Source organism: Streptomyces sp. NPDC096040, from assembly GCF_040303265.1.
GTDB lineage: Bacteria > Actinomycetota > Actinomycetes > Streptomycetales > Streptomycetaceae > Streptomyces.
The window spans coordinates 319387-346155 of the sequence record NZ_JBEOTA010000002.1 but is presented as its reverse complement, the minus strand read 5'-3'; the positions used below and the strand labels follow the sequence as shown (position 1 = coordinate 346155).

22 protein-coding genes are annotated in these 26769 nt (G+C 72.3%); 9 read left to right on the top strand and 13 right to left on the bottom strand.

Annotation, left to right across the window (positions count from 1 at the left end; genetic code table 11):
* Positions 1-64: 64 nt before the first annotated feature.
* A complete protein-coding gene (locus tag ABTY98_RS03375) occupies positions 65-1927 on the top strand; it encodes an RICIN domain-containing protein (protein ID WP_352219156.1) in 1863 nt (620 codons plus the stop codon).
* A gap of 12 nt (positions 1928-1939) precedes the next feature.
* Here the strand turns inward: ABTY98_RS03375 and ABTY98_RS03370 are convergent, their stop codons facing one another.
* The 5 genes from ABTY98_RS03370 to ABTY98_RS03350 all read right to left on the bottom strand — a co-directional run bounded on the left by ABTY98_RS03370 (position 1940) and on the right by ABTY98_RS03350 (position 7481).
* A complete protein-coding gene (locus tag ABTY98_RS03370; protein WP_352219223.1) occupies positions 1940-2431 on the bottom strand; it encodes a universal stress protein in 492 nt (163 codons plus the stop codon).
* A gap of 16 nt (positions 2432-2447) precedes the next feature.
* Complete coding sequence (locus ABTY98_RS03365) at positions 2448-3707, bottom strand: arsenic transporter (RefSeq protein WP_352219222.1); 1260 nt, start codon at positions 3705-3707, stop codon at positions 2448-2450.
* A 57-nt stretch (positions 3708-3764) separates the two neighbouring features.
* Positions 3765-5018 (bottom strand): polysaccharide deacetylase family protein, encoded by a 1254-nt coding sequence (locus ABTY98_RS03360; RefSeq protein ID WP_352219155.1) that lies wholly within the window; start codon positions 5016-5018, stop codon positions 3765-3767.
* A 223-nt stretch (positions 5019-5241) separates the two neighbouring features.
* Positions 5242-5955, bottom strand: coding sequence for a DUF4232 domain-containing protein (locus ABTY98_RS03355; protein WP_352219154.1), 714 nt, complete (start codon positions 5953-5955; stop codon positions 5242-5244).
* 128 nt (positions 5956-6083) lie between these two features.
* Complete coding sequence (locus tag ABTY98_RS03350; RefSeq protein ID WP_352219153.1) at positions 6084-7481, bottom strand: serine/threonine-protein kinase; 1398 nt, start codon at positions 7479-7481, stop codon at positions 6084-6086.
* A gap of 46 nt (positions 7482-7527) precedes the next feature.
* Between ABTY98_RS03350 and ABTY98_RS03345 the strand changes: the two genes are divergently transcribed.
* From ABTY98_RS03345 to helR, 3 genes are all read left to right on the top strand, one after another.
* Positions 7528-8076, top strand: coding sequence for an RNA polymerase sigma factor (locus tag ABTY98_RS03345; protein ID WP_352219152.1), 549 nt, complete (start codon positions 7528-7530; stop codon positions 8074-8076).
* A 210-nt stretch (positions 8077-8286) separates the two neighbouring features.
* Entirely contained in the window at positions 8287-9468 is a 1182-nt protein-coding gene (locus tag ABTY98_RS03340) for a glycosyltransferase (RefSeq protein ID WP_352219151.1), read from the top strand.
* A gap of 127 nt (positions 9469-9595) precedes the next feature.
* A complete protein-coding gene (helR, locus tag ABTY98_RS03335) occupies positions 9596-11776 on the top strand; it encodes an RNA polymerase recycling motor ATPase HelR (protein WP_352219150.1) in 2181 nt (726 codons plus the stop codon).
* Here helR and ABTY98_RS03330 read toward each other — a convergent pair.
* Positions 11773-14154 (bottom strand): SpoIIE family protein phosphatase, encoded by a 2382-nt coding sequence (locus ABTY98_RS03330; RefSeq protein WP_352219149.1) that lies wholly within the window; start codon positions 14152-14154, stop codon positions 11773-11775. The genes helR and ABTY98_RS03330 overlap by 4 nt on opposite strands.
* A 272-nt stretch (positions 14155-14426) precedes the next feature.
* On the opposite strand from ABTY98_RS03330, the gene ABTY98_RS03325 reads away from it, so the two are divergent.
* The gene (locus ABTY98_RS03325; protein ID WP_352219148.1) at positions 14427-17537 is read left to right on the top strand and encodes a glycoside hydrolase family 2 TIM barrel-domain containing protein; all 3111 of its coding nucleotides are present in this window, start codon (positions 14427-14429) and stop codon (positions 17535-17537) included.
* On the opposite strand, the gene ABTY98_RS03320 is transcribed toward ABTY98_RS03325, so the two are convergent.
* The 4 genes from ABTY98_RS03320 to ABTY98_RS03305 all read right to left on the bottom strand — a co-directional run bounded on the left by ABTY98_RS03320 (position 17509) and on the right by ABTY98_RS03305 (position 19461).
* Positions 17509-17724 carry a hypothetical protein gene (locus ABTY98_RS03320; RefSeq protein WP_352219147.1) on the bottom strand — a complete coding sequence of 72 codons (216 nt, stop codon included), beginning with the start codon at positions 17722-17724 and terminating at the stop codon, positions 17509-17511. The two genes, ABTY98_RS03325 and ABTY98_RS03320, sit on opposite strands and share 29 nt — an antisense overlap.
* Complete coding sequence (locus tag ABTY98_RS03315) at positions 17721-18101, bottom strand: DUF2267 domain-containing protein (RefSeq protein WP_352219146.1); 381 nt, start codon at positions 18099-18101, stop codon at positions 17721-17723. Before ABTY98_RS03315 ends, ABTY98_RS03320 begins: the two co-directional genes overlap by 4 nt.
* Positions 18102-18235: 134 nt before the next feature.
* Positions 18236-18958, bottom strand: coding sequence for a 2OG-Fe(II) oxygenase (locus ABTY98_RS03310; protein WP_352219145.1), 723 nt, complete (start codon positions 18956-18958; stop codon positions 18236-18238).
* A 14-nt stretch (positions 18959-18972) separates the two neighbouring features.
* Positions 18973-19461 carry a methylated-DNA--[protein]-cysteine S-methyltransferase gene (locus ABTY98_RS03305; RefSeq protein WP_352219144.1) on the bottom strand — a complete coding sequence of 163 codons (489 nt, stop codon included), beginning with the start codon at positions 19459-19461 and terminating at the stop codon, positions 18973-18975.
* A 177-nt stretch (positions 19462-19638) separates the two neighbouring features.
* On the opposite strand from ABTY98_RS03305, the gene ABTY98_RS03300 reads away from it, so the two are divergent.
* The 3 genes from ABTY98_RS03300 to ABTY98_RS03290 all read left to right on the top strand — a co-directional run bounded on the left by ABTY98_RS03300 (position 19639) and on the right by ABTY98_RS03290 (position 22394).
* Positions 19639-19878 (top strand): hypothetical protein, encoded by a 240-nt coding sequence (locus tag ABTY98_RS03300; protein ID WP_352219143.1) that lies wholly within the window; start codon positions 19639-19641, stop codon positions 19876-19878.
* Positions 19879-19881: 3 nt separating this feature from the next.
* Positions 19882-20259 carry a toxin Doc gene (locus tag ABTY98_RS03295; RefSeq protein ID WP_352219142.1) on the top strand — a complete coding sequence of 126 codons (378 nt, stop codon included), beginning with the start codon at positions 19882-19884 and terminating at the stop codon, positions 20257-20259.
* Positions 20260-20726: 467 nt separating this feature from the next.
* Entirely contained in the window at positions 20727-22394 is a 1668-nt protein-coding gene (locus ABTY98_RS03290) for an RICIN domain-containing protein (RefSeq protein WP_352219141.1), read from the top strand.
* A gap of 598 nt (positions 22395-22992) precedes the next feature.
* Here ABTY98_RS03290 and ABTY98_RS03285 read toward each other — a convergent pair.
* Together ABTY98_RS03285 and abmR are read right to left on the bottom strand one after the other, a co-directional pair.
* Positions 22993-24600 carry a purine-cytosine permease family protein gene (locus tag ABTY98_RS03285; RefSeq protein ID WP_352219140.1) on the bottom strand — a complete coding sequence of 536 codons (1608 nt, stop codon included), beginning with the start codon at positions 24598-24600 and terminating at the stop codon, positions 22993-22995.
* Between the two features lie 222 nt (positions 24601-24822).
* Positions 24823-25353, bottom strand: coding sequence for an ATP-binding transcription factor AbmR (gene abmR / locus ABTY98_RS03280; RefSeq protein ID WP_352219139.1), 531 nt, complete (start codon positions 25351-25353; stop codon positions 24823-24825).
* Between the two features lie 324 nt (positions 25354-25677).
* Here abmR and ABTY98_RS03275 point away from each other — a divergent pair, with 324 nt between their 5' ends.
* Positions 25678-26100 (top strand): subtilase-type protease inhibitor, encoded by a 423-nt coding sequence (locus ABTY98_RS03275; RefSeq protein ID WP_352219138.1) that lies wholly within the window; start codon positions 25678-25680, stop codon positions 26098-26100.
* A 135-nt stretch (positions 26101-26235) separates the two neighbouring features.
* On the opposite strand, the gene ABTY98_RS03270 is transcribed toward ABTY98_RS03275, so the two are convergent.
* Positions 26236-26619, bottom strand: a complete 384-nt coding sequence (locus ABTY98_RS03270) for an STAS domain-containing protein (RefSeq protein WP_352219137.1) — start codon at positions 26617-26619, stop codon at positions 26236-26238.
* Between the last annotated feature and the right edge of the window lie 150 nt (positions 26620-26769).

Below are 26769 nucleotides of genomic sequence, written 5' to 3'. Positions count from 1 at the left end.
CATACCGGTCGCATACCAGTTGGTATGGACTAAATCCCGCGTTGCGTCTGGAAGGAATGCCGCCGTGAATGACGCAGGCCTGGGGAATTCCCCTGCCCCCGCCCGGCCGTTCGACGTCACCGACGAGCAGCTCAGCGCCGAGCTCAAGCAATGGACGGGCGCCGCGCCCGCGCTGCACCCCGTCGGCGAACTCCTCGACCGGCACTGGGAAGCGGCCTTCGCCTACGCCCGTCTGTGCACCGACGGAACCCGCGGCGCGGGAATGCTCACCACCGCCGCATTCACCCGGCTTTTCGGTGAATCCCTCCGCCAGACCGGCCCCACCGCCGCCTGGCGTCCCCAACTGCTGGTCACCGTCCGTCGTATCGCCGCCGAATGGGACAACGACGGCCGCAGCGAACTCCTGCATCCCGAACTGCGAGTCGGCAAGGGGGAGCGGGCCGCCTCCCGGCTGCTCCCGCCCGCGAACCGGCGACTGCTCTCCCGCGCCTTCCAGCGCCTGACCCAGTCCTCACGGGCCGTGCTGTGGCACACCGAGGTCGAGTCGGAACCGCTGTCGACCCCCGCCGGACTGCTGGGCCTCGACGAGCAGGACACGCGGGTCGAACTGCGCCGGGCTCGCGAGCGGCTGCGTGAGGAGTGCCTCCAGGTGCACCGCGAACTCGCCCACGAGGACGAGTGCCAGCGGTACGTCCGGATGATCGACGTGACATTCCGGCGTGGCGGCGTCGACATCGACCGGGACCTCCAGCAGCACCTCCACGGCTGCACCCACTGCCGGCACACCGCCGACCAGCTCCACCAGTTCAACGGCGGCCACGGCCTCGGCCTCGCCCTGGCCGAGGCCGTGCTCGGCTGGGGCGCCCACACCTATGTGGAGTCGCGGGCCGGCCTCGCCGAGGAGCCCGCCGAACAGGAGGCCACGCCCCACGGCCGTCTCGCGGGCGGCGAGGCCTTCGCGCCGGCGCCGGGCGCGCCGGGCAAGGACCTGATCGTGCACCCCGCCCTCTCCCGCCGCGCCAAGCAGCGGGCCGCCCGCCGGGTGCGCCGCCGCAACCTCGCCGTGGCCGTGGGCGCGGTGAGCGGTCTCCTCGTACTGCCGCTGGTGCTGTGGTCGGTGCTCGGCTCAGGCGACGACTCCGGCCCGGCGGCCGCCGGCAAGCCCTCCGCCACGCCCGGCAAGGGCACCTCCAGCTCGGGCCCGTCCTGGATCGGCACCAGCCAGACCGCCCAGGGCACCCTGCGCGGGCGCCTGCACAACAACGCCTCCGGCCTGTGCATCGGCGTGGTCGGCAAGAAGCCCGCCAAGGGCGCCGAGACCGAACTCGCCGAGTGCTCCTCGGCCGCCGGCCAGCAGTGGACGTACGAGAACGACGGGCTGCTGCGCAACGGCGCCGACCCCGGCCTGTGCCTCGACTCGCACCTCGGCTACTCCGTCCAGCTCGCCCCGTGCTCGGCCGCCTCCGGGACCGCCGGCCGGAGCATCCGCTATGACTTCACCCTCCAGGGCGCCCTGGTACCCCGCTGGGACCAGGACCTGGCGCTCGCCCCGGCCGCCACCGACGGCGGTGGCTCCCTGGTGGTCAAGACCCGGGCGAACGTCGCCGCCCAGCGCTGGGTGATGGACACCTCCCAGCCCGACCTGCAGATGCAGATCGTCAACTGGGACGCCGACACCACCCCGGCACCCACCCCGACCCCGTCGGCCACCCCCACGACCAAGGCCGCGAAGACCCCCGCCCCCACGCCGACGCCCACCCCGTCGGCGTCGAGGACGACCGCGCAGCCGACGCCGTCGAGCAGCGCCCCCGGCTACAACCCGTGCGAGGAGTACCCCGGCTACTGCTACGGCGGCGGCCAGTACGGCGACGGTTGGGGGTACGGCGGCGGCTACGGCGGCGGTGGTGGTGGTCACCACGGCCACTGAGCCGGTACCGGCTCAGTGGTGGTGCGGCGGCGGGGGCGGCATCGTCGTCAGGTCCGGCGCTCCCTCCGGCCACACCAGCAGCACCGGGCAGGGCGCGTGGTCGACGGCGAACCGCACCGCCTTGCCCAGGCTGTGCGGGCCCAGCCGGGACCGGTCGCCGTCCCTGGCCACGATCAGCAGAGCGGCGCCCTCGGCGGCGGCCACCACCTCCCGCTCCACGCGCCCGGTCCGCTCCAGCCGGGTGCACGGCCGCCCCAGCCGTGCCTCGGCCGCGTCCAGCAGTTCCGCCGCCGCCGTGCCGCCGTGCTCCACCAACCGCTGCTCCGGGTCCGGTTCCGAACCCGCCCGGCCCAGCAGCCCCACGAACGCGCCGTGCGCGAGCCCGGGCACCCCCGCCTCGGCCACGTGCAGCAGCACCACCTCGGACGCGTCCCGCGCGTAGTCACGCGCCGCGTCCACACAGGCGGGCCAGGTCCCCTCGACCAGCCAGACGATCACCCGCATGTCCATGGCCTCCCGTCTAGATCCCGACCACCTGGAGCGCCCCCCACAGTGCCACCACCGCACCGGCCAGCGCGGTCGGCACGGCGATCAGCCCCAGCCGGGTGAACTCCCCGAGGTCCACCCCGTGGTCGTGCTGATGCACGATCCTGCGCCACAGCAGTGTCGCGAGGGAACCGGCGTAGGTGAGGTTCGGCCCGATGTTCACGCCCAGCAGCACCGCCAGCACCGCGCCCGGCCCGGTCTGCGCGGCCAGCGGCAGCAGCACAAGCACCGCCGGCAGGTTGTTGACGATGTTCGCCAGTACGGCGGCCAGCGCGGCGATGCCGAGCAGGGCCGGCAGCCCCGTGCCCCCCGGGAGGACCTGCCCGAGCGCGTCGGACAGCCCGTTGTCGACGACCGCCCGCACCACGATCCCGAGCGCGAGCACGAACGCCAGGAACGCGGGTGCGGCCGCCTTCACGACCGACAGCGGTGTCGCCTGGCGTCGTACCAGTGCCCGCCCGGCGAGCACCAGCGCACCCGCGCACGCGGCCCACGCCGGGTCGATCCCGAGGGCGGAGGTGAGCACGAACCCGGCGAGCGTGCAGGCCACCGTCACCAGTGCGAACAGCGGGAGCCGGGGCGGCTCTCCGGTGTCCTTCGACCCCGGGGCCGCCGAGGACAGATCGCGGGCGAAGAACCGCCGGAACACCACGTACTCGGCGCCGATCGCCACCAGCCAGGGCAGCACCATCAGCGCCGCGAACCGGGTGAAGCTCAGCCCGCTCGCCGCGAACGCCAGCAGGTTCGTCAGATTGGACACCGGCAGCAGCAGCGAGGCGGTGTTCGACAGATGCGTGCAGGCGTAGACGTGCGGCTTGGCCCGCACCCCGGACCGGGCCGCCGTCGCGAACACCACCGGGGTCAGCAGTACCACCGTCGCGTCCAGACTCAGTACGGCGGTGATCACCGAGGCCAGGGCGAACACCGCGGTCAGCAGCCGTACCGGCCGGCCGTCCGCCCAGTGGGCCATCCACGCCCCGCAGGCCTTGAACAGCCCCTCCACGTCGCAGAAGTGGGCGAGTACCAGGACGGCGGCGAGGAAACCGACGACGGGGCCGAGCCGTTCGGCCTCCGCCCGGGTGTGGTCCAGCGAGATCGCCCCGGTGGCGATCACCACCCCCGCCGCCGGTACGGCGAGTACCGCCTCCGGCCAGCCGCGGGGCCGGATCACGGCCCAGGCGAGGACGGCGGCGAGCAGCAGGACGGACAGGGTTTCGGCGAGCGGGGTGTTCAGGGTGCGTTCCTCGGGGCGTGGTCAGGTGCGGCCCGCCCATGAAAGCAGACGGACCGATTACGAGGACCGGGTACCCGCTGTGCCCAGGAACTCAGCCCACCCGCCCGTCGGCTCCTGTCCCGGGTTCAGGGTACGCAGGGTGCGCAGCACCGCCGGGTCCTGCGCCTCCAGCCACGCCACCAGCTGCTTGAAGGACACGAAGCGCACATCGTCGTACTCGGCCATCTTGCCGATCGCCTCCTCGACGGCGTCCATGTAGATGCCGCCGTTCCAGCGCTCGAAGTGGTTGCCGATGAAGAACGGCGCCCGGTTGGTGGAGTGCGCCCGCTCGAAGCCCGCCAGATAGGTGTCGCGGGCCTGGGAGCGCCAGGCGTCGTACTGGGACTTGTCGCCCAGCGGGTTACCGGCGGACTGGTTGTACATCATGTTGTAGTCCATCGACAGGACCTGGAAGGAGTGCCCGGAGAACGGTATGGACTGCAGGGGGAAGTCCCAGATGCGGTTGCCCTGCACCTTGCCCGGCCAGATCTGCAGACCGCCGGGAGAGCTGGCGTCGTACTTCCAGCCGAGCGCGGCCGCCGTCGGGAGCAGGTTGGTCTGGCCCTCCAGGCAGGGGGTGCGGCCGCCGATCAGCTCCTTGCGGTAGTCGAAGGGCAGCGGGTCCAGGTCGGTGAAGCCGGTGTTGGTCTTCCACTTGGTGACGAAGTCGATCGCCTGGTCGATTTCGCTGCGCCACTCGGCGGGAGACCAGTTGCGCACACCGTCGCTGCCGCAGAAGTGCCCGTTGAAGTGGGTGCCGATCTCGTGGCCCTCCAGCCAGGCGGCGCGCACCTGCTGGAGGGTGTTGTGGATGTGCCGGTCGGAGAGGTAGCCGATCGCCGAGGCGCCGACGGCGTGCTGCGGCGGCCGGTAGAGGTCCTTCTTGGCCTCGGGCAGGGTGTAGATGCCGGACAGGAAGAAGGTCATCTTCGCTCCGTGGTCGGCTGCCACCTTGCGGAACCGGGAGAACAGCTTGTTGCTGAGTTCGCCCGCGCCGTCCCAGGAGAACACCACGAACTGCGGCGGCTTGGCGCCGGCCGCCAGGCGCGTCGCCTTCGGCTGGTGCGGCTGCGCGCCGGTGTCGGCGGTGGAGCCGTCCCCGATGAGCTTCAGCGGCTTGGCCGGCACGCCGCCGCTCTTGCCGCCGTCGGCCGAACTGCCGCCGCCCACGGTCCAGTTGCCGTTCGAGCACCCCGACACCGCGCCCAGTGCGCCGAGGGCGCCCGCCGTCGCGCCCGCCGTCAGGACCCGCCTGCGAGAGATGCCGCTCATGTTCGTCCCCGATTCCGTCGCCCCGGCCCCTCGCGGGGCCCTCCTGCTGTGTGGTCGACGGGTTCGATGAACGGGCCGGCGAAAAAGATCGGAGCCGAGGGCGTGTGTTGCACGCCTGTGACAGTTGTGGTTCGGACATGACGAACCCCGCTGCCCGGGGGGAGTGGGCAGCGGGGTCCGGGTGCGGGGTGATCAGGACCCGGGCGGCCGGCGTTCGGGCCGGTCAGGCACCGGTACCGGCGCTGAACACGGACAGCCGTACGGAGGAGGCGTTGCCGGAGACCGGGACCGTGCCGCCCTTCCAGGTGACCTTCAGCGAGTCACGCTCGTCCGGCGGGGTGACCTTGAGCGCGGCCGGGGTCGCCGTCTTGGCGCCGCTGATCTCCGGGTTGGAGAAGGTCAGCCCTGCCCAGGCGCTCTGGCCGGGCTTGAGGGTGACCGTGGCGGGGGTGCTGCCGGACTCTCGCTGCGGGTCGGAGCCTAGCTGGGTGCCGGAGGCGTTCACGAAGGCCGCGCCCGGGAAGCCACGGACGGTGCAGGTGCGGCCCGACTTGTTGGTGAGCACGATCGGGAAGTTCTCCTGACCGGCTCCCGGGTCGTTGCCGCCCACCGAGGCGGTCAGCTCGGAGGTGTGGCAGCGGCTGCCGGTCGCGGTGGCGGGAGTCGTGCCGTCGCCGCCGCTCGTCGATCCGCCGCTGCCTGCCGTCGAGCCGGTGTTCTGGGACGCCGGCGAGGACGCCGTGCCGGACGGGGCGGCACCGGTGTCCGACGCGCTCGAACCCGCCGAGTCGCCGGTCGCGGGCGCGGCCGTGCCCGACACCGACTCCGGCGACTTGCCCGGGCTGTCGTTGCCACAGGCGGTCAGGAGGCCCAGGGCGGCGACCGTGCTCGCGAGCAGGGCCGCCCCGCGCCGCAAGGACTGGGACGTGTGCGCCATGTCTCTCCACACTCCTGGTTGTTCTGCGGCACGCTGCGAGGGCGTGCCCGAGGCGCTCCGTGCGCCGTCACTCCCATCCGATGCGAGAAACGGCGGAAAAGTTCGAGGGCACGCCGTGATTCATCGAGTCAGGTGACCCGGATCGACCGGAGTATGCCGTCCGTGGCGGTGTCGTCGACGGCTCCCTTCTGCCGTATCTGGACATACACCCGGGGCTGGTCGTCCCCGTCGGCCGGGGCGAGTGCCGCTTCCTGGATCGAGCCGCCGGCGCCGGAACAGTCGCTCCAGGTGCGGACCCGGCCCTTCCAGGACGTGCTCGTGAAGGTGCGGCTGCCGTCGTAGTGGCACTGCGAATGGGACAGGGCGCTCACCTTGGCCGTGACGTCGCCGTGTTCGCTCAGGCCGATGAACACGCCGTTCACCGCGGTGGTCAGGTCCTGCCACTCCGACACGTCGTCGGCGACCTCCAGCCCCGGCTCGTGCCCGGAGGCCAGCCCCAGGGCCTTGGGATTCCAGCCGGAGCTGCGCAGCTCACCCGCCCACCCGGACGGCACCTCGGCCACCACCCGCCCGGTGGAGTCGGTGATCTTCACCTCGTCGCCCGCCGAGCCGTTCCGGTCGACCAGCGTGACCGCGAGGGCCGTGCCCCCGGCCGCGAGGACCGCGGCGACGGTCAGCGTGATCGCGTTGAGGTGCCTGCGGACGCCGTCCAGGCGCCGTGGCCGGCGCGCCGCGGCGGCTGCCGCCAGCCGGTCCAGCTCGTCCGCGAAGGCCTGCGCGGAAGGCCAGCGCCGCTGCCGGTCCGGCTCCAGGGCCCGCATCAGGGCCCGCTGGACGTCGTCCCCGAGGTCCGGCCGCAGCCGCTCCGGCCGCACCACCTTCCCGGGCGCCCCCGGCACCGTCCCGGTGACCAGCTCGTAGCCCACCGCACCCAGCGCGTACACGTCGGCGCGTGCGTCGATGCCCTCGCCGGGCTCGGCCTGCTCCGGCGGCTGATAGCCCGCCGAACCGGCGGCGAGCGTGAGCCCCGACGCCTGCGCCAGGCTCTTCGCCAGCCCCAGGTCGGCCAGCAGCACCCGCCGGGTGCCGTCCTGCGTGGTGCGCAGCAGGACATTGGTCGGCTTGATGTCCCGGTGCACGATCCCCGCCCCGTGCAGATCCGCCGCGCCGCGCGCCGCCAGCGCCGTCAGCCGCAGCGCGTCGAGGACCGGCAGCGGCCCCGCCGCGAGCAGATCGGCGAGGGTGCCCGCGTCGGCGTACTCCATCACGAAGTACGGCCGCCCGTCGGGGAGTTCGCCGATGTCGTAGACCTGCACCACCCGCTTCGAGTCGGCCCGGCGCAGCAGTCGCGCCTCGGACAGGAAGCGGTCGTGGATGTCGAGACGGTGGGACCAGTTGTCGGCGAGCACCTTCACCGCGACCGAGGCGTCCAACTGGTCGTCGTGGGCGAGCCAGACCGTCCCGAAGGCACCGGTGCCCAGGCGCCGTTCGAGGCGATAGCGGCCGATCCGCTCCAGTGGTTGCATACGACTATCATGCCTGGCCTGAGATCGACTTCGAGGGGGACCTCCCGTGCCGGACGCCGTGCTGACCGAAGACCTCGCCCGGCGGGCCGCCGCCGGCGACCAGCTGGCCCTGAACCAGCTGCTGGCCGAGGTCTGGCCCGACGTCGTACGACGCTGCGCCCGGTTTCTGCCGTGCCGCGAGGACGCCGAGGAGGCGGCCCAGGACGTGCTGCTCCAGATCTCCCGGAAGATCTCCACCTTCGAGGGCCGCAGCCGCTTCAGCACCTGGCTGTACACGGTCGTCGCCAACTGTTCCCGGCAGAAGTACCGGGACCTGAAGCGGCGGGCGGCGGAGCAGCCGGCGACCATCGAACCGGCCGAGCACGTCGACCCGCGCACCACCAGCGTGATCGCCGGTTCCCGGATCGATCTGCTGGAGGCGCTGGACCGGCTGGAGCGGGAGCATCCGCAGCTGGTCGCGCCGCTGGTGTACCGGGACATCTGCCAGCTGGACTACGCCGAGGTCGCCGAACGGGTGGGGATTCCGCTGGGGACGCTGAAGTCGCGGCTGCACGAGGCCCGTAAGCAGGTCCGGCCTTGGCTCAGCGCGCCGTGACAGGCGACGAACAAGGCAAGGAGCAACAAACAAGGCAAGGAATTCAACCACTCCTTGCCACTCTCAACTTATAGCGCACAGGGGGGCTTGCGGCAAGGCCCCCCTCGTCCCGCAAAATCGCAGGCCGAAGCCAGAACCAGCGGTATTTGGGGGATTCGCCAAGTGCGTGTGTTGTTGATGGGATACGGATCGCGCGGGGACGTCGAACCGATGGCGGGACTCGGGTCGGCGCTGCGGGGACTCGGCGCGGAGGTACGGGTGTGCGCCCCGCCGGACCAGGAGTTCGCCGAGCTGCTGGCCCGGGCGGGCGTGGCGCATGTGCCGTTCGGGCCGTCGGTGCGCTCGGTGGTGACCAGGCCGAATCCGCAGCCGTCGGACGCGTTCCGGCTCGCTGCCGACCTGGTCGCCGCGCACTTCGACGTGGTCGCCGCCGCGGCCGAGGGGTGCGACGCTGTGGTGGCGACCGGCCTGATGCCGGCCGGCGTGCGGTCCGTGACCGAGAAGCTGGGCATCCGGTACGTGTTCGCGTGCCCCCATCCCTTCGGGATGCCGTCCTCGCACTTTCCGCCGTCGGGCCGCCCCGGCCGCCCGGCCCCGCCGGACGCCGACCTGCGGACGCTGTGGAAGGTGGACGCCGAGCGGGTGGACGCGCTGTACGGCGAGGCCCTGAACACCCATCGGGCGGCGATCGGACTGCCACCGGTGGACGACGTCCGCGCCCACGTCCTCACCGGCCGGCCGTGGCTGGCGGCGGACCCGGTCCTGGGACCGTGGCAGGACCTGACGGACCTCGACCTGGTGCAGACCGGGGCGTGGCTGCTGCCGGACGAACGCCCGCTTCCGGACGAGCTGGCGGCCTTCCTGGCGGCCGGTGAGCCGCCGGTGTACGTCGGCTTCGGCAGCATGGCGATGCGCGTCGCGCCGGACGCCGCCCGGGCGGCCGTCGAGGGGGTGCGCGCCCGGGGCCGTCGGGTGCTCGTCGGGCGCGGCTGGGCCGACCTCGCCCCGATCGACGACCGGGACGACTGCCTCGCGATCGGCGAGGTCAACCACCAGGCGCTGTTCCGGCAGGTGGCCGCCGTCGTCCACCACGGCGGCGCGGGCACCACGACGACCGCCGCCCTGGCCGGTGCGCCCCAGGTGGTCGTCCCCCAGATCGTGGACCAGCCGCACTGGGCCGCCCGGGTGGCCGAGCTGGGCATCGGCGTGGCCCACGACGGCCCGACCCCGACCGCCGACTCCCTCTCGACCGCGCTCGCGACCGCCCTCGCCCCCGGGACCCGCGCCCGTGCGGCCGCTGTGGCCGGAGACATCCGCCCCGACGGCGCGACGGTCGCCGCGAAGCTCCTGCTCGACGAGGCCGGCCGGGAGACACCGCCCATCTCCGCATGAGGCGCACGGATGTCCCATGAAACCCACGGCTGTCCCGTGCGGCGCATGGACTTTCCATGAACCGCACGGAAGCAGAGCCGCCCGCACCCGCCGCCGCGCCCGGCACCCCCCCAACGGAGCTGATGCAGTGAACCCCCTGACCACCCGTGCCTTCGACCTCCCCGAACGCCTCTCCGCCAAGGCCGCACCGGCGCTGATCGACGACGACGAGCGCCACTTCGCCGCCATCGCGCGCTGCCTCGACGAGACGATCGCCGACCTTTCCGACCGCCTCGACACCGAACTCAGGGCGCCCGGCGGAACCGGCCGGGCCGCGATGGACCGGGACATCGAGGTCCACCGGCTGACCGGACGGCTGCGCACCCTGCGCCGCTTCGGCCTGGACCTGTGCCTGGGGCACATGGTCGCCGCGGACGACCCCGAGCCCGTGTACATCGGCCGGCTCGGCCTCACCGACAGCGAGGGCCGTCGGCTGCTGCTCGACTGGCGGTCACCGGCGGCCGAGCCGTTCTTCGCGGCGACCCACGCCGACCCGATGGGGCTGCGCAGCCGCCGCAGATACCGCTGGACCGGTGGCCGGATCAGCGACTACTGGGACGAGGTGTTCACCGCCGACGGGCTCGAAGGGCACGCCGCGCTCGACGACCAGTCCGCCTTCATCGCGAGCCTCGGCGCCGACCGGTCGGAGCGGATGCGGGACGTGCTCGCCACCATCCAGGCCGACCAGGACGCCATCATCCGCGCGGGATCCCGGGGCGCTCTCGTCGTCGACGGCGGCCCGGGCACCGGAAAGACGGTCGTCGCCCTGCACCGCACCGCCCACCTGCTGTACTCCGACCCGCGCCTCGGGCACCGCCGAGGCGGTGTGCTGTTCGTCGGCCCGCACCGGCCCTACCTGAATTACGTCTCCGACGTGCTGCCCAGCCTCGGCGAGGAGGGCGTGCAGACCTGCGTCCTGGCCGACCTCGTCGACGAAGGAGCCGCGGCGACTCCCGAGGCCGACCCCGAGGTGGCCCGCCTGAAGTCGACCGTGGACATGGTGAGGGCGATCGAGACGGCCGTCCGCTTCTATGAGGAGCCGCCCGCCGAGGGGATGACGGTCGCCACCGACTGGGGCGACCTGTGGCTGAGCGCCGACGACTGGGCCGACGCGTTCCGGGCACCGGGGCCGGGCACACCGCACAACGAGGGCCGCGACCAGATCTGGGAGGAACTGACGACCCTCCTGCTGGACAAGTACGCCGGCGACGACGTCCCGCCCGACCGCTTCCGCAGGTCGCTCCAGCAGGACAGGGAGCTGGTCGACACCCTGAACGGCGCCTGGCCGCTGCTGGAGGCCACCGACCTGGTCGGGGACCTGTGGTCGGTGCCCGCCTATCTGCGGATGTGCGCCCCCTGGCTCGACCGCGACGCCGTACGGCTGCTCCAGCGTGCCGACGCCCAGGCCTGGACGGTGTCCGACCTGCCGCTCCTGGACGCGGCCCGGCAGCGGCTCGGCGACCCGGAGGCGGCCCGGCGCAGGCGGCGGCAGGAGGCCGCGCTAGCCGCCCAGCGCGAGCGCATGGCACAGGTCGTCGACAACCTGATCGGGGCCGCCGTCGACTCCGGCGCCGACGGTGACGACGGCGAGGGCCTGGTACGGATGCTGCGCGGCGAGGACGCCAAGGTCAGCCTGGTCGACGAGTCCGAACTGCCCACCCTCACCCCGGACCTGCTCGCCGGCCCGTTCGCGCACATCGTCGTAGACGAGGCCCAGGAACTGACCGACGCGGAATGGCAGATGCTGCTGCTGCGCTGCCCGTCCCGGAGCTTCACCATCGTCGGGGACCGCGCCCAGGCCAGGCACGGGTTCACGGAGTCGTGGCGGGAACGCCTGGAGCGGGTCGGATTCGACCGGATCACCCTGGCCTCGCTCAGCATCAACTACCGCACACCGGAAGAGATCATGGCGGAGGCCGAGCCGGTCATCCGGGCCGCGCTCCCGGACGCCAACGTGCCGACCTCGATCCGCGGCAGCGGCCTGCCCGTCGTCCACGGATCCGTCGAGCAGCTGACCCCGGTCCTGGAGGGCTGGCTCGCCGCCCACGCCGAGGGCATCGCCTGCGTCATCGGCGATCCCGCCTTCACCCCGACGCCCCGGATCCGGTCGCTGACCCCGGAGCTGTCGAAGGGGCTCGAATTCGACCTGGTCGTCCTCGTCGACCCGGAGGACTTCGGCACGGGCGTCGAGGGCGCCGTCGACCGCTATGTCGCCATGACCCGGGCGACCCGGCAGCTGGTCGTCCTGAAGAGCACAGGGGCCTGCTAGGGGGTGTCCTCCTCGAACAGGGACAGCTCGGCCCAGATCGTCTTGCCCTCGGCCGTGTGCCGGGTGCCCCAGCGCTGGGTCAGCTGTGCCACCAGCAGCAGGCCCCGCCCGCCCTCGTCCCAGGTCTTGGCCCGGCGCAGGTGCGGGGCGGTGTGGCTGGTGTCGGAGACCTCGCAGATCAGCCTGGTCGTGTCGTGGATCAGGCGGAGCCGGATGGGGTGGGAGCCGTAGCGGATGGCGTTGGTGACCAGTTCGCTGACCACCAGCTCCGTCGTGAAGGCGGCCATGCTCAGGTTCCACCTGTCCAGCTGCTCCACGACCTGCTTGCGGATCGACGCGACCAGGGCGGGGTCGGCGGGGATGTCCCACGTCGCCACCCGGGACGGCGGCAGGCCCTGGGTGCGGGCCAGCAGCAGGGCCACGTCGTCGGCGACGCCGCCCGACGGCAACAGGGCGTGCAGGATCCGGTCGCAGGTCTCGTCCAGCGAGTCGCTGTAGGCGGCCAGCGCCTCGTGCAGTAGTCGGCGGCCGGTGTCCGGGTCCTGGTGCCGGGATGTGATCAGCCCGTCCGTGAACAGGGCCAGGAGGGTCCCCTCGGGCAGCTCGATCTCGGTGGACTCGAACGGCAGCCCGCCCAGGCCCAGCGGGGGACCGGCGGGCAGGTCCACCTCGTGGAGGCGGTGGCCCGGGCGCAGCACCACCGGGGGCGGGTGCCCGGCACGGGCGAGAGTGCAGCGCCGGGACACCGGGTCGTAGACGGCGTACAGACAGGTGGCGCCGACCTCGCCGGGGCTGCCGTCGCCGCCGTGCTCCTCGGAGAGCCGGACCACCAGGTCGTCGAGGTGGGTGAGCAGCTCGTCCGGGGCCAGGTCGATGTCGGCCAGGGTGCGCACGGCGGTGCGCAGCCGGCCCATGGTGGCCGAGGCCTGCACACCGTGGCCGACGACGTCTCCGACGACCATGGCGACCCGCAACCCGGACAGCGGGATCACGTCGAACCAGTCGCCGCCCACCCCGGCCCGGGCGGCCGGCAGATAGCGGGAGGCGGCCTGCAGGGCGGCGGTGTGCGGCAGCGTCCGGGGCAGCAGGCTGCGCTGCAGGGCCAGGGCGGTCTCGCGCTCGCGGGAATAGCGGCGGGCGTTGTCGATGCAGACGGCGGCGCGGGCCGTGATCTCCTCGGCCAGCAGCACGTCGTCCGGGCCGAACGGGTCGGGCCGCTGGTGCCGGGTCAGCACCGCGACCCCCAGGGTCGTCCCGCGTGCCTGGATCGGCACGGCCATCGAGGTGTGGACGCCGAACTCGCGCACCCGCTCCCCGCGGAGCTTGTGCGAGTCCAACCACTGCGCCATCTCGCCGGACGCCCCTTCGGCCACGATGCTGCGTCCCGCGGTCAGCGCGACGGCGTGCGGTGAGGAGGTCGGGTAGGACTCGCTGTGGCCGGGCTTGAGGACCGCCTCCGGGACGCCGGGCAGCACGGACTGGTGCGCGATGCGGCGCAGCGTGACCGGCGCCGTCAGCCGGGTGGGGAGGTCGCCGCCGTTCTCCGGCGGGTCCAGCAGGTCGACGGTGACGAAGTCGGCGAGCGCAGGCACACAGACGTCCGCCAGCTCCTGGGCCGTACGGGTGACGTCCAGGGTGCTGCCGATGCGCACGCTCGCCTCGTTGACCAGCTGGAGCCGCTCCCTGGCCTCGTAGATCTCGGTGAAGTCGTGCGCGGCCAGGCTCACCCCCCGCACCTGCCCCGAGTCATCGGTGATCGGCGCCAGCCGGACCAGCCAGGCGTGCTCCCGGTCCTCGCCGCCGGTGCGCGCATAGGTCTGCACGTCCAGGGGGCGGCCCGAGGCCAACACCCGGAGCATGTTCTGCTCCAGTTCCTCGCTCTGCGGCTTGCCGCCGATCTCGGTGACCCTGAGCCCCTGGATCCGCTCCCCGGGCAGCCCGACGACCTCGGCCATCGCGTCGTTCTGCAGGCGCAGCCGCAGGTGCTCGTCGTAGACCGCGAGCGCGCACGGCGACTGGGCCAGTGCGGCCGTGGCCAGCGGATGGTCAGGGGCGGGCGGTTCGCCGCCCGTCACCGGGGAGAAGACGAGCCAGCGGCCGGGACGCTCGTCGTGTGCCGCGTGGTGGTGCGCGAGCAGCCAGAGCGGGATCGTACGGCCGTCCCGGTGACGGAGTGGGAGGGTGCCGTGCCAGCGGGCGCCGACGGGCGCGGGCGGTGGGTCCCCGGCGATCAGCAGCGCGGCGGGCCGGCCCACGACATCCTGGGCCGGGTGGCCGAGGAGCCGCTGTGCGCCCTCGTTCCACTCGACCAGTGTGCCGTCCTCGCCGATGACAGCCCGGGCCGTCGCCGCATCGTCGAACGGATAGACCCGGCTCATCTCGCCACTCCCAAGCGCACACTCACAGTCAACAGGTGCACCACCCGTGTTCAGCCTAGTGCGTCGGGCCCTCCCGTGACCGGCAGGCACCGGTGGCCGGTCGGCAAGGACCGGCCCCTGTCCGGGGAGCCGAACGAGGACCGGCCGCCGGGACGCAAGTGATGGCCGACCGCTTCCGGACCCTTGACGGCCGCAAGTGGCACCCCGTCAGAATCTGTTTGTTCACGATCAGTTGTGAGTAGTTCTGGGTCCTGATGAGGGAGAGCCGCACCATGACGGTCACTCGCAGATCGGTACTGGCAGCCGCCACGGCAGCCCCGACGGCCGGCGCCCTGCTGGGCGCTCCGGGCGCCTGGGCGGCCCCAGCGGCGGATACGCCAACGCAGGTCACCGGCCGCCGCACGGTCGCCCTGCGTGACGGCTGGCGGTTCGCGCTGGTCAACCCGGGCGGGATCACCGACCCGACCGGCGCCTACGCGACTGCCGCCGACCCCGGGTACGACGACTCGGCCTGGCGGCAGGTCGCCGTACCGCACGACTGGAGCATCGAGCAGACCCCCACCACCGACCACGGCACCACCAGCGGCACCGGCTTCTTCCCGGGCGGCCTCGGCTGGTACCGGCTCACCTTCACCCTGCCGCCCGGCTACGCCGGCAAGCGGATCTCGGTGGAGTTCGACGGCGTCTACATGGACTCGTATATCTACTGCAACGGCACCGAGGTCGGCCGCCACCCGTACGGCTACACCGGCTTCGCCTTCGACCTCACCGGGCTGCTGCACACCGACGGCAGCACCGAGAACGTCCTCGCGGTCAAGGTGCAGAACCAGCTGCCCAGCAGCCGCTGGTACTCGGGCAGCGGCATCTACCGCGAAGCCCGCCTGGTGGTGACCGACCCCGTGCACGTGGCGCGCTGGGGGACGTACGTCACCACACCGGACATCAGCGCCGAGCGGGCCGTGGTGCGGGTGCGGACGGCCGTCGTCGACGAGTCCGGGGAAGGCGCGGACGTCACGGTCGTCTCCCGGATCGTCGACCCCGACGGCCGTACGGTCGCCCGTACCTCCTCCACGGTCACCGTCAGCGGCACGGGCGGGACCACCGAGACCCATGAACTGACCGTCGACAGACCCAAGTTGTGGGACATCGAGGCCCCACACCGCTACGCCCTGCACACCGAACTCCGCGTCGGCGGCACCACCACCGACACCTACCGCACGGTCTTCGGCATCCGCGGCTACCGCTTCGACCCCGACGAGGGCTTCTCCCTCAACGGCGTGCACACCAAGATCAAGGGCGTCGACCTCCACCACGACCAGGGCGCCCTGGGCGCGGCGATCAGCGCCGACGCGGTACGCAGACAGATGACCATCATGAAGTCGATGGGTGTCAACGCCTTCCGCACCTCGCACAACCCGCCCTCGCCGCAGATGATCGAGGTTTGCGAGGAGCTGGGGATCGTGATGATGGTGGAGGCCTTCGACTGCTGGCGGACCGGCAAGACCAGGTACGACTACGGCCGGTTCTTCGACGAGTGGTGCGAGAGCGACGCCACCGAGATGGTCCTCGCGGCCCGCAACTCGCCCGCCGTCGTCCTGTGGTCGATCGGCAACGAGATCCCCGACTCCACCTCCAGCGCCGGCCTCGCCATGGCCGACCGGATCATCGCCGCCGTCAAGGCCGCCGACGACACCCGCCCCCTCGTCATCGGCTCCGACAAGTACCGCGGCGTACCGAAGCAGGGCTCCGCCGCCGACCTGATGCTCGCCAAGCTCGACGGACTCGGCCTCAACTACAACACCGCCAAGTCCGTGGACGCGCTGCACGCGGCCTACCCGCACCTCTTCCTCTTCGAGTCCGAGTCCTCCTCGGAGACCTCGACCCGCGGCGCCTACCAGGAGCCGGAACACCTCAACACGGGGGAGAACCACACGCCCGGCCGCCGCGCGACCTCGTCGTACGACAACAACCTGGCCTCCTGGACGATGAGCGGCGAGTACGGCCACAAGAAGGACCGGGACCGGAAGTGGTTCGCGGGTCAGTTCCTGTGGTCGGGCATCGACTACATCGGCGAGCCGACGCCGTACGACGTGTTCCCGGTCAAGGCGTCCTTCTTCGGCGCGGTCGACACGGCCGGCTTCCCGAAGGACATGTACCACCTCTTCCGCAGCCAGTGGGTGAGCGAGCCCATGGTGCATCTGCTGCCGATGAGCTGGAACCACGAGGCGGGGGACACGGTCGAGGTATGGGCGTACGCCAATGTGCCCTCCGTCGAGCTGTTCCTGAACGGAAAGTCCCTGGGCGTAAGGGAGTTCGACGTCAAGAAGACCGTCGACGGCCGTACCTACCTGGAGACCACCGAGGCCACTGGCGACGACAAGACCTTCACCACCGGCCCCTATCCCGGCAGTTACACCAGTCCGAACGGCAGCGCCGGAAAGCTGCACCTGATCTGGAAAGTGCCCTACCGGCCGGGTGAGTTGAAGGCGGTGGCCCGGCGCGACGGCAAGGTGGTCGCGACCGACGTCCTGCGCACCGCCGGCGCCCCGCACGCAGTGCGCCTCACCGCCGACCGCAAGTCCCGGGCGGCCGACGGGCGTTCACTGGTCTTCGTGACCGCCGAGGTCGTCGACGCGCATGGCGTGGTGGTGCCCGACGCCGAACACCTCGTCTCCTTCGCCGTGGCCGGCGGCTCGCTCGCCGGGCTCGACAACGGCCGAGAGGAGAGCGCCGAGCGCTATCAGGCCAGCACCCGAACCACCTTCCACGGCAAGGCCCTGGCGATCGTCCGGTCCGGCACCGAGCCGGGCGCCCTGAAGGTGACGGCACGGGTGGACGGCCTGCGCAAGGGAACAGTGAGCGTGCGCGCGACGGCCGCCCGCTCGGTCACCCGCACGGCCGCCCCCGACTTCGGGCCCGGCCACCCGGCACCCGTGGACTACCCCCACGCCGACGCCGGTTACTCCGGTCGCCCCGACACCCTCCCGGCCGCGATGCTCGACGGCGACCCGGCCACCGGCTGGTCCAACGCCTTCGCCAAGTCGGCCACGGCCCTGCTGCCCGCCTTCAACGGGGCCCGCCCCAAGGACTGGGTGTCCGTCGACTACGGACGGAGTCGCGCCTTCGACCGGGCGGAGGTCTCCTTCACGGCCGACGCGACGCACGCGCTGCCGGCGTCGGTCGACGTGGCGGTGTGGGACGGGCGGTCCTATGTGCCGGCGGAAGGCTTGGCGGTGGAGTGGGCGACCGCCTCGGACACCCCGACGGTGATCACCTTCGACGCGGTGCGCGGCTCCCGGATCCGGTTCACTCTCACCAGCCGCTACCCGGGCGAGGCGCGGGGTGCGGTGCGCATCAGCAGGCTGGAGGTGCCCGCGAGCTGAGCGCACACCCGCCGGCGGCCGCGCCGTCGGCGGGTGTGGGCAGCCCCACGGTTACGGGGTGTCCGACGTGCTCCAGGGCGTCCGCGACGGGCAGGTCGTCGAACGGACCGTCGGCGGCGGCGTGGGACGGGGTGATGGCGGCCGGCTCCACCTGCCCTTGCGGCGGTGCCGCGCCGTGGCCGATCACTCGGCCGACGCCACCGCCTGGCGGAACTCGGCCCCGAGCTGCGACATGAGGTCGCTGAACTCCTTGTCGTCGACCGCCTCGCGGAGTTCGGCCAGGACCGTGCGGACACCCCGGTCGGCCTCCTCTTCCTTGAGCATGTTGCGCTCGGCGACCTGCCGTACGGTGTCGCGATAGCCGAAGCGCTCGATCCGCTCCGCGGCTCCCCGGCGCACGTACTCCGCCAGGCCCTCAGGGAGTTCCACGATCAGGTCCCTGGCCTCGCCCGGGCTCAGCCGATGGGCGAGCGTCTCGAGCGTGGCCCGGGTGATGTCCGCGGCCTCCTGCCGTGTCAGGCCCGTGCGCTCGGACACCGCCTGGATGAACTCCTTCTCTTCCATGCCGTCTACCCCTTTGCTGGCATTCATCCGGACATGCGGCCCTTCGACCAGCCTGGCACGCGGCAGCGGTCCTCGCGCGCGCACCGCGGAACGAGCGCTTCACCTCCCGGCCAGTTTCTGCGAGTCACTACTAGCTAGGCGGCGTCGTGGAAGACCAGGCCCAGGGTGCGGCGGCGGCCGGAGCGTACGGTGCTCACGCCGTGCCGCATCGCCCCGGCCGACCAGCCGCGCCTGGTGCGCACCGGGTGGTCGCGGGTCGTGAACACCAGGCCGTGGCCCTGCCGGAGGGGTGTCGCCGTGCCCCGGGACTGGGCGCGCGGACGCTGTTCGACCATCAGGAACTCGCCGCCCGTGTAGTCCTCGCCGTACACGTCCAGGGCGACGGCCACCTGCAGCGGGAAGACCAGATCGCCGAAGACGTCCCGGTGCAGGGCGTTCCAGTCGCCGGGGCCGTAGCTGAGCAGGATCTGGGCGGAGCGGTCCTGCCCGGCGGCATGGCAGCGCTCCAGCCAATCGTCCAGTGCGTCGGGCCAGGGGGCCGGGCGGCCCAGGCGGACCGCCCAGTCCCGGGCGATCGGCAGCAGCCGTGGATAGAGGGCGGCACGCAGCGCGGCCACCGGGACGGGCAGCTCATGGGTGAAGTAGCGGTACTCGCCGGAGCCGAACCGGTGCCGGGAGAGGTCCACCGTGGTCCGGAACAGCTCCGGCTTCTCGTACAGGGAGGCCAGTTCCCGGCACTCCTCCGGGGTGAGCAGGGGAGCGGTCGGGGCGCTGCCCAGTTCGTCCAGCTCGGCCGTGAGCGCGTCCCAGTCGGTGCCGGCCACGCGTCGGCGGGCCTCGGTGAGCGTGTAGGTCATGGCGGCTCCCTTCCTCAGCCGAGCATCGGCTGCAGCGCACCCTCGTGGGTGAGCAGCCGTACCTTGTTCTCGACCCCGCCCGCGTACCCGCGCATCGATCCGTCCGCGCCGATCACGCGATGGCAGGGGTGGATCAGGAGCAGGGGGTTGGCGCCGACCGCCGCGCCCACGGCCCGGATCTCGGCGCGGGGTACATCCAGTCGGCGGGACAGTTCGCCGTACGTCGTGGTGGTGCCGTACGGGATGTCGTCCAGCGCCCGCCACACCTGCTGCTGGAACTCCGTGCCGTGGGCGGCGCACGGCAGGTCGAAACGGGTGAGCCGGCCGGCGAAGTAGGCGTCCAACTGGCCGACCGCCTCGGTGAAGGGCCCGTCGCGGCGGGCGGCGGGCCTGCTCGGCTGCCCCGGCAGGGACAGCCCGGTGAGGACGAATCCGCCGGGCGATTCCTCGCCGGCCAGGCGTAGCTCGCCCAGCGGGCTGTCGTACACGGTGTACACGTCCATTGCTCTTCCTCGCTCTCCTGTGACGTCGTGAGCGTCGTGAGATCGAGTGTGGCCCCGGACCGGCGGGGATGACCGGCGGAAAACGGACATGGCGCTGCGGGCCCGGGGGTACCGCAAACAGTCTGTCCTGACCTGCGGGTATTTACGGGTGAGTACCCTCGCGGTACGGTGAAAGGCATGCCAGCTCTCAACGTGGAGTTCAGCGACCGCGAGCTAGAGGACCTGCGGCAGATCGCCAAGGAGCGCGGTACGTCCATGAAGGCCCTCGTCCGCGAGGCGGCCGCCGCCGACATCGCCCGGCACCGGGCGTTGCAGGAGGGGGCGGAGGAATTCCGCCGGTTCTTCGCCGCGCACGCCGCCGAGTTCGCGGCCGCGTTCCCCGACGACGAGCCACGCGCGAAGGGCGAGGCCGCCTGAGCCATGCCGTCGGTCATCCACATCGACGTGCCCTGGCTCCTGCAGCGCCACGAGGAAGTGCTGCCGGACCAGCCCACCGTCGACGACTTCTCCGCGCTGGTCGCCGCCGTCGCCCGGCACCGCGTCGATCCGCCCCGGCTCGGTGTGGACTCCGACCCGGCCTGGCGGGCCGCCGCCCTGCTGCACACCCTGGCCCTGCTCAAGCCGTTGCCCTCGGCCAACGCACGGTTCGCCTGCGCGACCGCCGTGGCCTACATGTTCGTCAGCGGGGTGGGCATCGACCCGCCCTACGGTGCCCTCGTCGACCTCGCCCGCGACCTGATCGACGGCAAGGCCGACGTCTACGCCGCGGCGGACCGGCTCCGTTCCTGGCAGCTCTGACCCGCCCGGACCCGCGGGGGAGGCTGCCTCCGGCGCCTCGGGGGCCGCCGGCCACGGGCGGGAGGAACGGGGCCGGCGGCCTGTTTCGCGCAGAAGAGCCGCCGTTCTGCGCGGGGCCGTGCGAGGAGGGCCGGTCCCCAGTGGACTACCCGTACGGGTGGGCCGGGAGCGTGCGCGCGGGACCGGAGTGGGCGCACCGTTCACACGGGGTGTGCGGAAAGGTGAATACGGCCGTGACCGGACAATGGCCGCGGCCGCCTTTCTGACTTTCTGTCAATGCTGTCGATGTTGTACAGGTGCCTTGTTGCTTGTGTGAGACTTGTGCGAGGGTGAATCATCCCCGCGGGGAGTAAGGGCCAGGAACTATTCCGCAGTTGGGGAACGCGACCGACGCCATGTCGGTCAATTCCCGCTCCCCGCAAGCGCACCGAAGAGGTACGCACCACCGCACCAAAGGAATCCGCTCCGTGCCCACCCCCCACCCGCCTCGCCCCCCCTATCCGCCGCCGGGCGGTGGTGCGGGGGAGTCCGACGAGTCCCTCGCCGCCCCGCTGCGCGCCGGCTCCGACGTCGAGGCCTCCCGGTCCGCCGCGCTGCTCATGGCCCGGCACTGGCGTCCGGTTCAGGAATACGCGGTCATCTGCCTGGCCGCCTCCGGGCCCGTCGCCCACATGGTCGCGGCCGCCGCCTTCCATCAGGTCCTCGACCGGGTGGCCCTGGGGGAGACCGCCGACGCGCTCCGGCCCCGGCTGCTCGTCTCCGTCCGTGACACGGTCGCCAACTGGTCCGCCGAGGACCGAATATCGGAGGTTCTCCCCGACCTCGGGAAGCCGGCCGGCGGTCGCGGTATGCGTGCCACGAAGTCCATGACACCGGAAAACCGCACCCTCTCGGAGCGTTCATTCCTGGGTCTTCCGGCGCTCGCCCAGAGTCTGCTCTGGCACATCGAGGTCGAGGCGGAACCGATAACCGTACCGGCCGGTCTGTTGGGCATGGACACGACAACCGCAGTGGCCGCTCTCGAAGACGCCCGGGAGAAATTCCGGGAGGGCTGTGTCCGCGCCCACCGGGAACTCGCGCCGTCCCAGGAGTGCCGCTACTACAACCGGCTGCTGGACGTTCCGCTCCGCCGCGGCGGCGCTCTGCTGCCGGATGTCCAGGAGCATCTCGCGGTGTGCCCGTACTGCCGGGCGGCCGCCGAACAACTCGGCCATGTCGAGGGCGGTCTGGGGGTGCTGCTCGTCGAAGCGGTGCTCGGCTGGGGAGCCCGCCGCTACCTCGACTCGCGCCCGGGACGCAAGGGCGGCGAGGTGGAGCCGCGTACCCGTTCCGCCTCCCGGCGCTCCGGAGGCGGGCGCCGCCGCGCGGCGGCCCGGACCCGGATCCTGGCCCGCATCCCCGTGCCGGTGCGCCGTCCCCCGGGGTCCTGGTCGTCGAAGACGCTGCTGACCGGCGTCGGCGTCGCCGGCGCGGGCCTGCTGGCCTCCGTCCTCGCCGTCAGTACGCTGTCGGGTGGCGGCGACGGCAAGGACCCCGTGGCCTCCGCCGGCCTGGTGCCCGGCGACTCCGACCCCGAGGCGACGCCCACCTCCGGCACGGCCGGGACCTCCGGCACGGCCGGGACCTCCGGCAAGGCCGGACTGCCCGCCGCCGACCAGGAGACCCGGCTGCGCAACGCCGCCGCCCAGCTGTGCCTGGACGTCAACGGCGCGCCGAAGGCCGGGGCGAGCGTCGTCCTGGCGGTGTGCTCCTCGTCCTCCACCCAGGAGTGGACCTACGGGAGCGACGGCGAACTGCGCAGCGTGGCCGACCAGGGGCTGTGCCTGGACTCGCACGCGGACGGCGGGGTGGTCATCCTCGGCACCTGCGCGGACGCCGACGCCGAGCGCGGTGAGGACGTGCGCTACGACCTCACCGTCCAGGGCGAGTTGCTGCCCCGCTGGGACGAGACCCTCGCCCTCGCCACGGCCGGCGAGGACGCGGGTGCCGACGTCGTCGTGAAGGTCCGCGACCGCTCCACCGGCCAGCACTGGCTGACCGACCCGCCGTCGGCCCCGTCCCAGAGCCCCGGCTCACTCTCCATCGCCGGAACCGGAGGACCTTCGGCCCAGCCGGCGGAACTGGCCGGCAAATAGGGCCTGTCTGGCAATTCCCGTGGTCGCCCGGAGGGCGGCCTCGCGGCGTCAGGTGCGTGCTCTGGGGTCCCCCCGGCCGGAGGCTGGGGGAGTGTCGGGCGGAGGCCCTCGTTTTGGACGTACTCGGGTCTGCGCCCGGTGCGGCGAGAGTGCGTGCATGGCGTCGCGAGGCAGACGGGAATTGTCAGACAGGCCCCAGGCCGGGCCAGTTCGCGCGGCGGCACCCGCGACCGAAGGCTGGGGGACGCCCGCGAGTGACGACAATCCGCTGGGGGTCCCCCCTCTGGGGCAGTGCGGGCCACCCCCGCCTCCGCGGCGTGATCCGCCTGACAGGCCCTGGGCGCGTCGCTCAAGGCGCCGTGCCCGGCCGGTGGTTGCTCCGGGCGGCCGTGCCGCCGACCCGGCCCGTCGCGGCCCTCGTGGACCGGACCTCCCGGCCGTATCCCGTCGCCGCGGAGCGTCGCGAGCACGCGCGGCAATGGCGCGCGGCGCCGCACCCCGGCCGCCGGGGCGCCCGCGATGGCTGGTTGGGCCCACGTGGCAGGGCCGCACGTCGGTGCCGCACCGCGCCCTGTGGGGCGCGGTCGAGGCGCCCGCGTCAGCTCGCGGCCGTCGCCGCAGGCCGGGCGGTGTCCGGTTCGGTACCGGGGCCGGTGATCGGTGGCACCGGGACGTCGACGGTCCGGGCCAGTCGAGGTCCGTCGGGACCGTAGGCCGCGCGCGGCTCCGGGAACAGCCGCAGCAGCGTCAGGAACAGTGCGGCGGCCACCGCGAGGGACAGCGGCAGGCTGATGTCGACCCCGTTGGCGAGGTCGCCCAGCGGACCGACGAACTGGCCCGGGATGTTGGTGAACAGCACGCCGATCACCGCCGAGACCCACCAGGCCGTCATCCCGCGCCAGTTCCAGCCGTGCGAGAACCAGTAACGGCCGCCGCGCTGGCGGCGGTTGAAGACCTGAAGGGCGTCCGGGTCGTACCACCCGCGCCGGGTCCAGAAGCCCAGCATCATCACGACCATCCATGGCGTGGTGCAGGTGATGATCATCGTGGCGAAGGTCGAGATCGACTGCACCAGGTCCAGGCCGAAGCGGCCGATGAAGATGAACGCGATGGACAACACGCCGACGAGCACGGTCGCCTGGACACGCGACAGCCTCGGGAACACCGACGAGAAGTCCAGGCCGGTGCCGTACAGCGAGGTCGTGCCGGTCGACATGCCGCCGATCAGGGCGAGCAGACAGACCGGCAGGAAGAACCAGCCGGGGGAGATGGCCAGCAGACCACCGACGAAGTCCGGGGCCGCCGGGTCGACGTACTTCGGTGCCTTCGCGGCGATGATGCTCGCGGTGGCCAGTCCGAAGACGAACGGCAGCAGCGTGGCGATCTGCGACAGGAACGCGGCCCCGACCACCCGGCGGCGCGGGGCGTCGGCCGGGATGTAGCGGGACCAGTCGCCGAGAAATGCCCCGAACGAAACCGGGTTGGACAGCACGATCAGCGCCGCGCCGATGAACGACGGCCAGAACATCGACTTCGTCGCCGCGTCCGCCGAGGCCGTGAACACCCCGGCGTACGACGGATCGAAGTCCCCGGCGAACGCGATCGCGCCGAGCACGAACAGCACGCTCGCCGAGGCCACCGCGACCTTGTTCACGAACAGCATGAACCGGAAGCCGTACACGCACACCGCGAGGACCAGCACCGCGAACAGCGCGTACGCGACGACGTACGACAGGGTGGAGCGCTCCAGGCCGAACAGCCGGTGCGCACCGCCGACCAGGGCGTCGCCGGAACTCCACACCGAGATGGAGAAGAACGCGATCGCCGTGAGGAGGGACAGGAACGAGCCGACCACACGGCCGTGCACGCCGAGGTGCGCGGAGGACGCGACGGCGTTGTTGGTGCCGTTGACCGGGCCGAACACCGCCATCGGGCAGAGGATCAGCGCGCCCGCGACCACCCCGAGCAGTGTGGCGGCGAGGCCCTGCCAGAAGGACAGGCCGAACAGGATCGGGAACGCGCCGAGGACACAGGTCGAGAAGGTGTTGGCACCGCCGAAGGCGAGCCGGAACAGGTCGAGCGGGCTCGCCGTGCGGTCCGCGTCGGGGATCCGCTCCACACCGTGGGCCTCGACCTCGGTGAGGGACGGCGCGGGGGAGGGGGCAGGCTGCGAGTGCTGCGAGTGCTGCGAGTGCTGCGAGGACAAGGGGGCTCCAGCGGGGGACGGCGGTGGAGCGCGGGGTGGCGCGGCGGCGGGCGGACGGCCGTCGGTGTCGCGGGGTGTGCGACGGACCGGAGGCCGTCCCCGAGGGGTTCTGCCGACGCTAGAGCCCGGGTCAAGCCGGCGACCAGTGGACCATTCATCCAACTTTCGCAGTCACAGTGGATGATTCGGCCATAACCGGACGGTCGGCAGCCCCGATCGGTCTCAGTCCTGATCGGCGTCCGGTCCCTGGGCCCGGACCCGTTCGACATGCTCCAGCGAGTCGCGCAGTTCGGTCAGCCAGTCGTCGGTGTGCTTCTGGACCAGCCGCACACACCACGCCAGCGCCTCACTGCGGCTGCGCGCGACACCCCCGGCGATCAGTGTGTCCAGTACCTGGCGCTCGGGCTGGCGCAGCCGGGTCATCACCGGCACGGCCACATGCGTGAACAGCGCCCGCTGCCCGGCGCACTCCACACCCCAGGCCACCTTGCGCCGGAACTGGTGCTCAGCCTCGCGCGCGACACCGATGCGGGCCTCCCGGGTCCGCTCCCGGAACTCCTGGATCCGGCCCTCTACGGCGGCCTCCCGCTCGGCGTCCGAGACGCCCTCCGCCAGTTTGGGTCCGGGGATGCGCCCGACGACGGTGATCTCCTCGCGGTCCACCGTCACCTCGACCAGTTCCTCGAACAGGTCGTCGGGCAGCCGGCCGGCGAACCAGCCGCGCAGCTTGTCTCGTTGCTCTTGAGTAATCATGTAATGACGATTACTCCGTTGCAGCGCAAAGGCAAGGGCTTGCGGAGAAGTCCGCCGACAGCGGAAGCGGAATGTTTCAGGACGATTAACGAGGTGATGGGATCCGGCCATCGGGCCGTTTCGAGCGATCAAGAACCGCTCAGTTGCGCGGTCGATGCGTTCGATTTCCGTGACTTCGCGCCACTGATTCAATACGCAAGGTTACTGAAACCTGCGGGTGCGATGTGTGTTTCGACGCCGGACTCGGCAGAGTGGCGCCCGCCGCCCCGGCACCCACCGGGCCGTGGGCGGCACCCGTCGAAATCAAGCGGAAGGATGCACACAATGCGAACCCCCGCGCGCTGGGCAGCGACCCTCGGCCTCACGGCCGCCGCCGTCTGCGGGCCCCTGACCGGGGCCGCCGTCGCCGCCCCGAGCACGCTCTACGCGCCATCGGCCCTGGTCCTCACCACCGGCCACGGCACTGACGCGGCCACCGCCACGCCCGAGCGCGCCGTCACCCTCAACTGCGCCCCGGCCCCGTCCGGCACCCATCCGGCGGCCGCCCAGGCCTGCGCCGAACTGGGCGGCGCCGGCGGCGACTTCGACGCCCTGGCGCCCAGTACCGACGTGTGGTGCACCAAGCTCTACAACCCCGTCGTGGTCACGGTCGAGGGCGTCTGGCAGGGCAAGCGCGTCTCCTATGAGCGCACCTTCGGCAACCAGTGCATGAGGGACTCCTACGGAGTCGGCATCTTCGCCTTCTGAGCCCGGGATCGCACGGTCCTCGTGACTGCCGGAACAGGTCCGCAACTGGGGAGTGCGGCCCCTGGAGCGGGGAACCTGCGATCTCGCACCGGGAGTCGGACGGGTGGTGTGGGGCTGCCCGTCCGACTCCCGGCATCACCGCCGCTCCCTGGCTCTCCCGTCCCGGGGAAACCCGGGGAGCGGCGGAAACCGCCCCAGCAGACCCGAGGCCCTGAGCAGCCACGGAATGCGGGGCCCCTCGCACACCAGCCGCAGTCGCCCGCCCCGTTCCCTGGCCCGCGACTCGGCCCGGCACAGCACCCGCAGCCCCGAGCGGTCGAGAAAGTCCAGCCGCCGCAGATCGACGAGCACATCCGGCTCGGCCCCGGCGGTCGCCGCGAGCAGATGCTCGGCGACCAGCCCCTCGGTGGCGATGTCCACCTCACCGAGGACCTCGACGACGAGATACGCCCCGCACCGCCGGGTCCGCGCACAGGAGTTGGCGGCGGCCGGCCCGGGTTCGACGGCTTCCGGCGTCATTTCTGCTCCCGCTGGCGCAGGGCGCGTACGGGCCCGGTTGGTACCCGCCGGGAGCCCCTGCCATCCCTGATGCGGGTAGCGCAAGATCAAGTTCACTCGGCTCGGTGAATTTCTCTCAAGTGGCTTGACTGCGGCTCGCAGGTGACACGG

Bases quoted from the DNA above. Each gene is read 5' to 3' on its own strand.
- ABTY98_RS03370 (WP_352219223.1), bottom strand. From the start codon at position 2,431: ATGCGGGTGATCGTCTGGCTGGTCGAGGGGACCTGGCCCGCCTGTGTG.
- ABTY98_RS03360 (WP_352219155.1), bottom strand. From the start codon at position 5,018: ATGAGCGGCATCTCTCGCAGGCGGGTCCTGACGGCGGGCGCGACGGCG.
- ABTY98_RS03355 (WP_352219154.1), bottom strand. From the start codon at position 5,955: ATGGCGCACACGTCCCAGTCCTTGCGGCGCGGGGCGGCCCTGCTCGCG.
- ABTY98_RS03350 (WP_352219153.1), bottom strand. From the start codon at position 7,481: ATGCAACCACTGGAGCGGATCGGCCGCTATCGCCTCGAACGGCGCCTG.
- ABTY98_RS03340 (WP_352219151.1), top strand. From the start codon at position 8,287: ATGGCGGGACTCGGGTCGGCGCTGCGGGGACTCGGCGCGGAGGTACGG.
- ABTY98_RS03330 (WP_352219149.1), bottom strand. From the start codon at position 14,154: ATGAGCCGGGTCTATCCGTTCGACGATGCGGCGACGGCCCGGGCTGTC.
- ABTY98_RS03325 (WP_352219148.1), top strand. From the start codon at position 14,427: ATGACGGTCACTCGCAGATCGGTACTGGCAGCCGCCACGGCAGCCCCG.
- ABTY98_RS03315 (WP_352219146.1), bottom strand. From the start codon at position 18,101: ATGGAAGAGAAGGAGTTCATCCAGGCGGTGTCCGAGCGCACGGGCCTG.
- ABTY98_RS03310 (WP_352219145.1), bottom strand. From the start codon at position 18,958: ATGACCTACACGCTCACCGAGGCCCGCCGACGCGTGGCCGGCACCGAC.
- ABTY98_RS03305 (WP_352219144.1), bottom strand. From the start codon at position 19,461: ATGGACGTGTACACCGTGTACGACAGCCCGCTGGGCGAGCTACGCCTG.
- ABTY98_RS03300 (WP_352219143.1), top strand. From the start codon at position 19,639: ATGCCAGCTCTCAACGTGGAGTTCAGCGACCGCGAGCTAGAGGACCTG.
- ABTY98_RS03295 (WP_352219142.1), top strand. From the start codon at position 19,882: ATGCCGTCGGTCATCCACATCGACGTGCCCTGGCTCCTGCAGCGCCAC.
- abmR (WP_352219139.1), bottom strand. From the start codon at position 25,353: ATGATTACTCAAGAGCAACGAGACAAGCTGCGCGGCTGGTTCGCCGGC.
- ABTY98_RS03275 (WP_352219138.1), top strand. From the start codon at position 25,678: ATGCGAACCCCCGCGCGCTGGGCAGCGACCCTCGGCCTCACGGCCGCC.
- ABTY98_RS03270 (WP_352219137.1), bottom strand. From the start codon at position 26,619: ATGACGCCGGAAGCCGTCGAACCCGGGCCGGCCGCCGCCAACTCCTGT.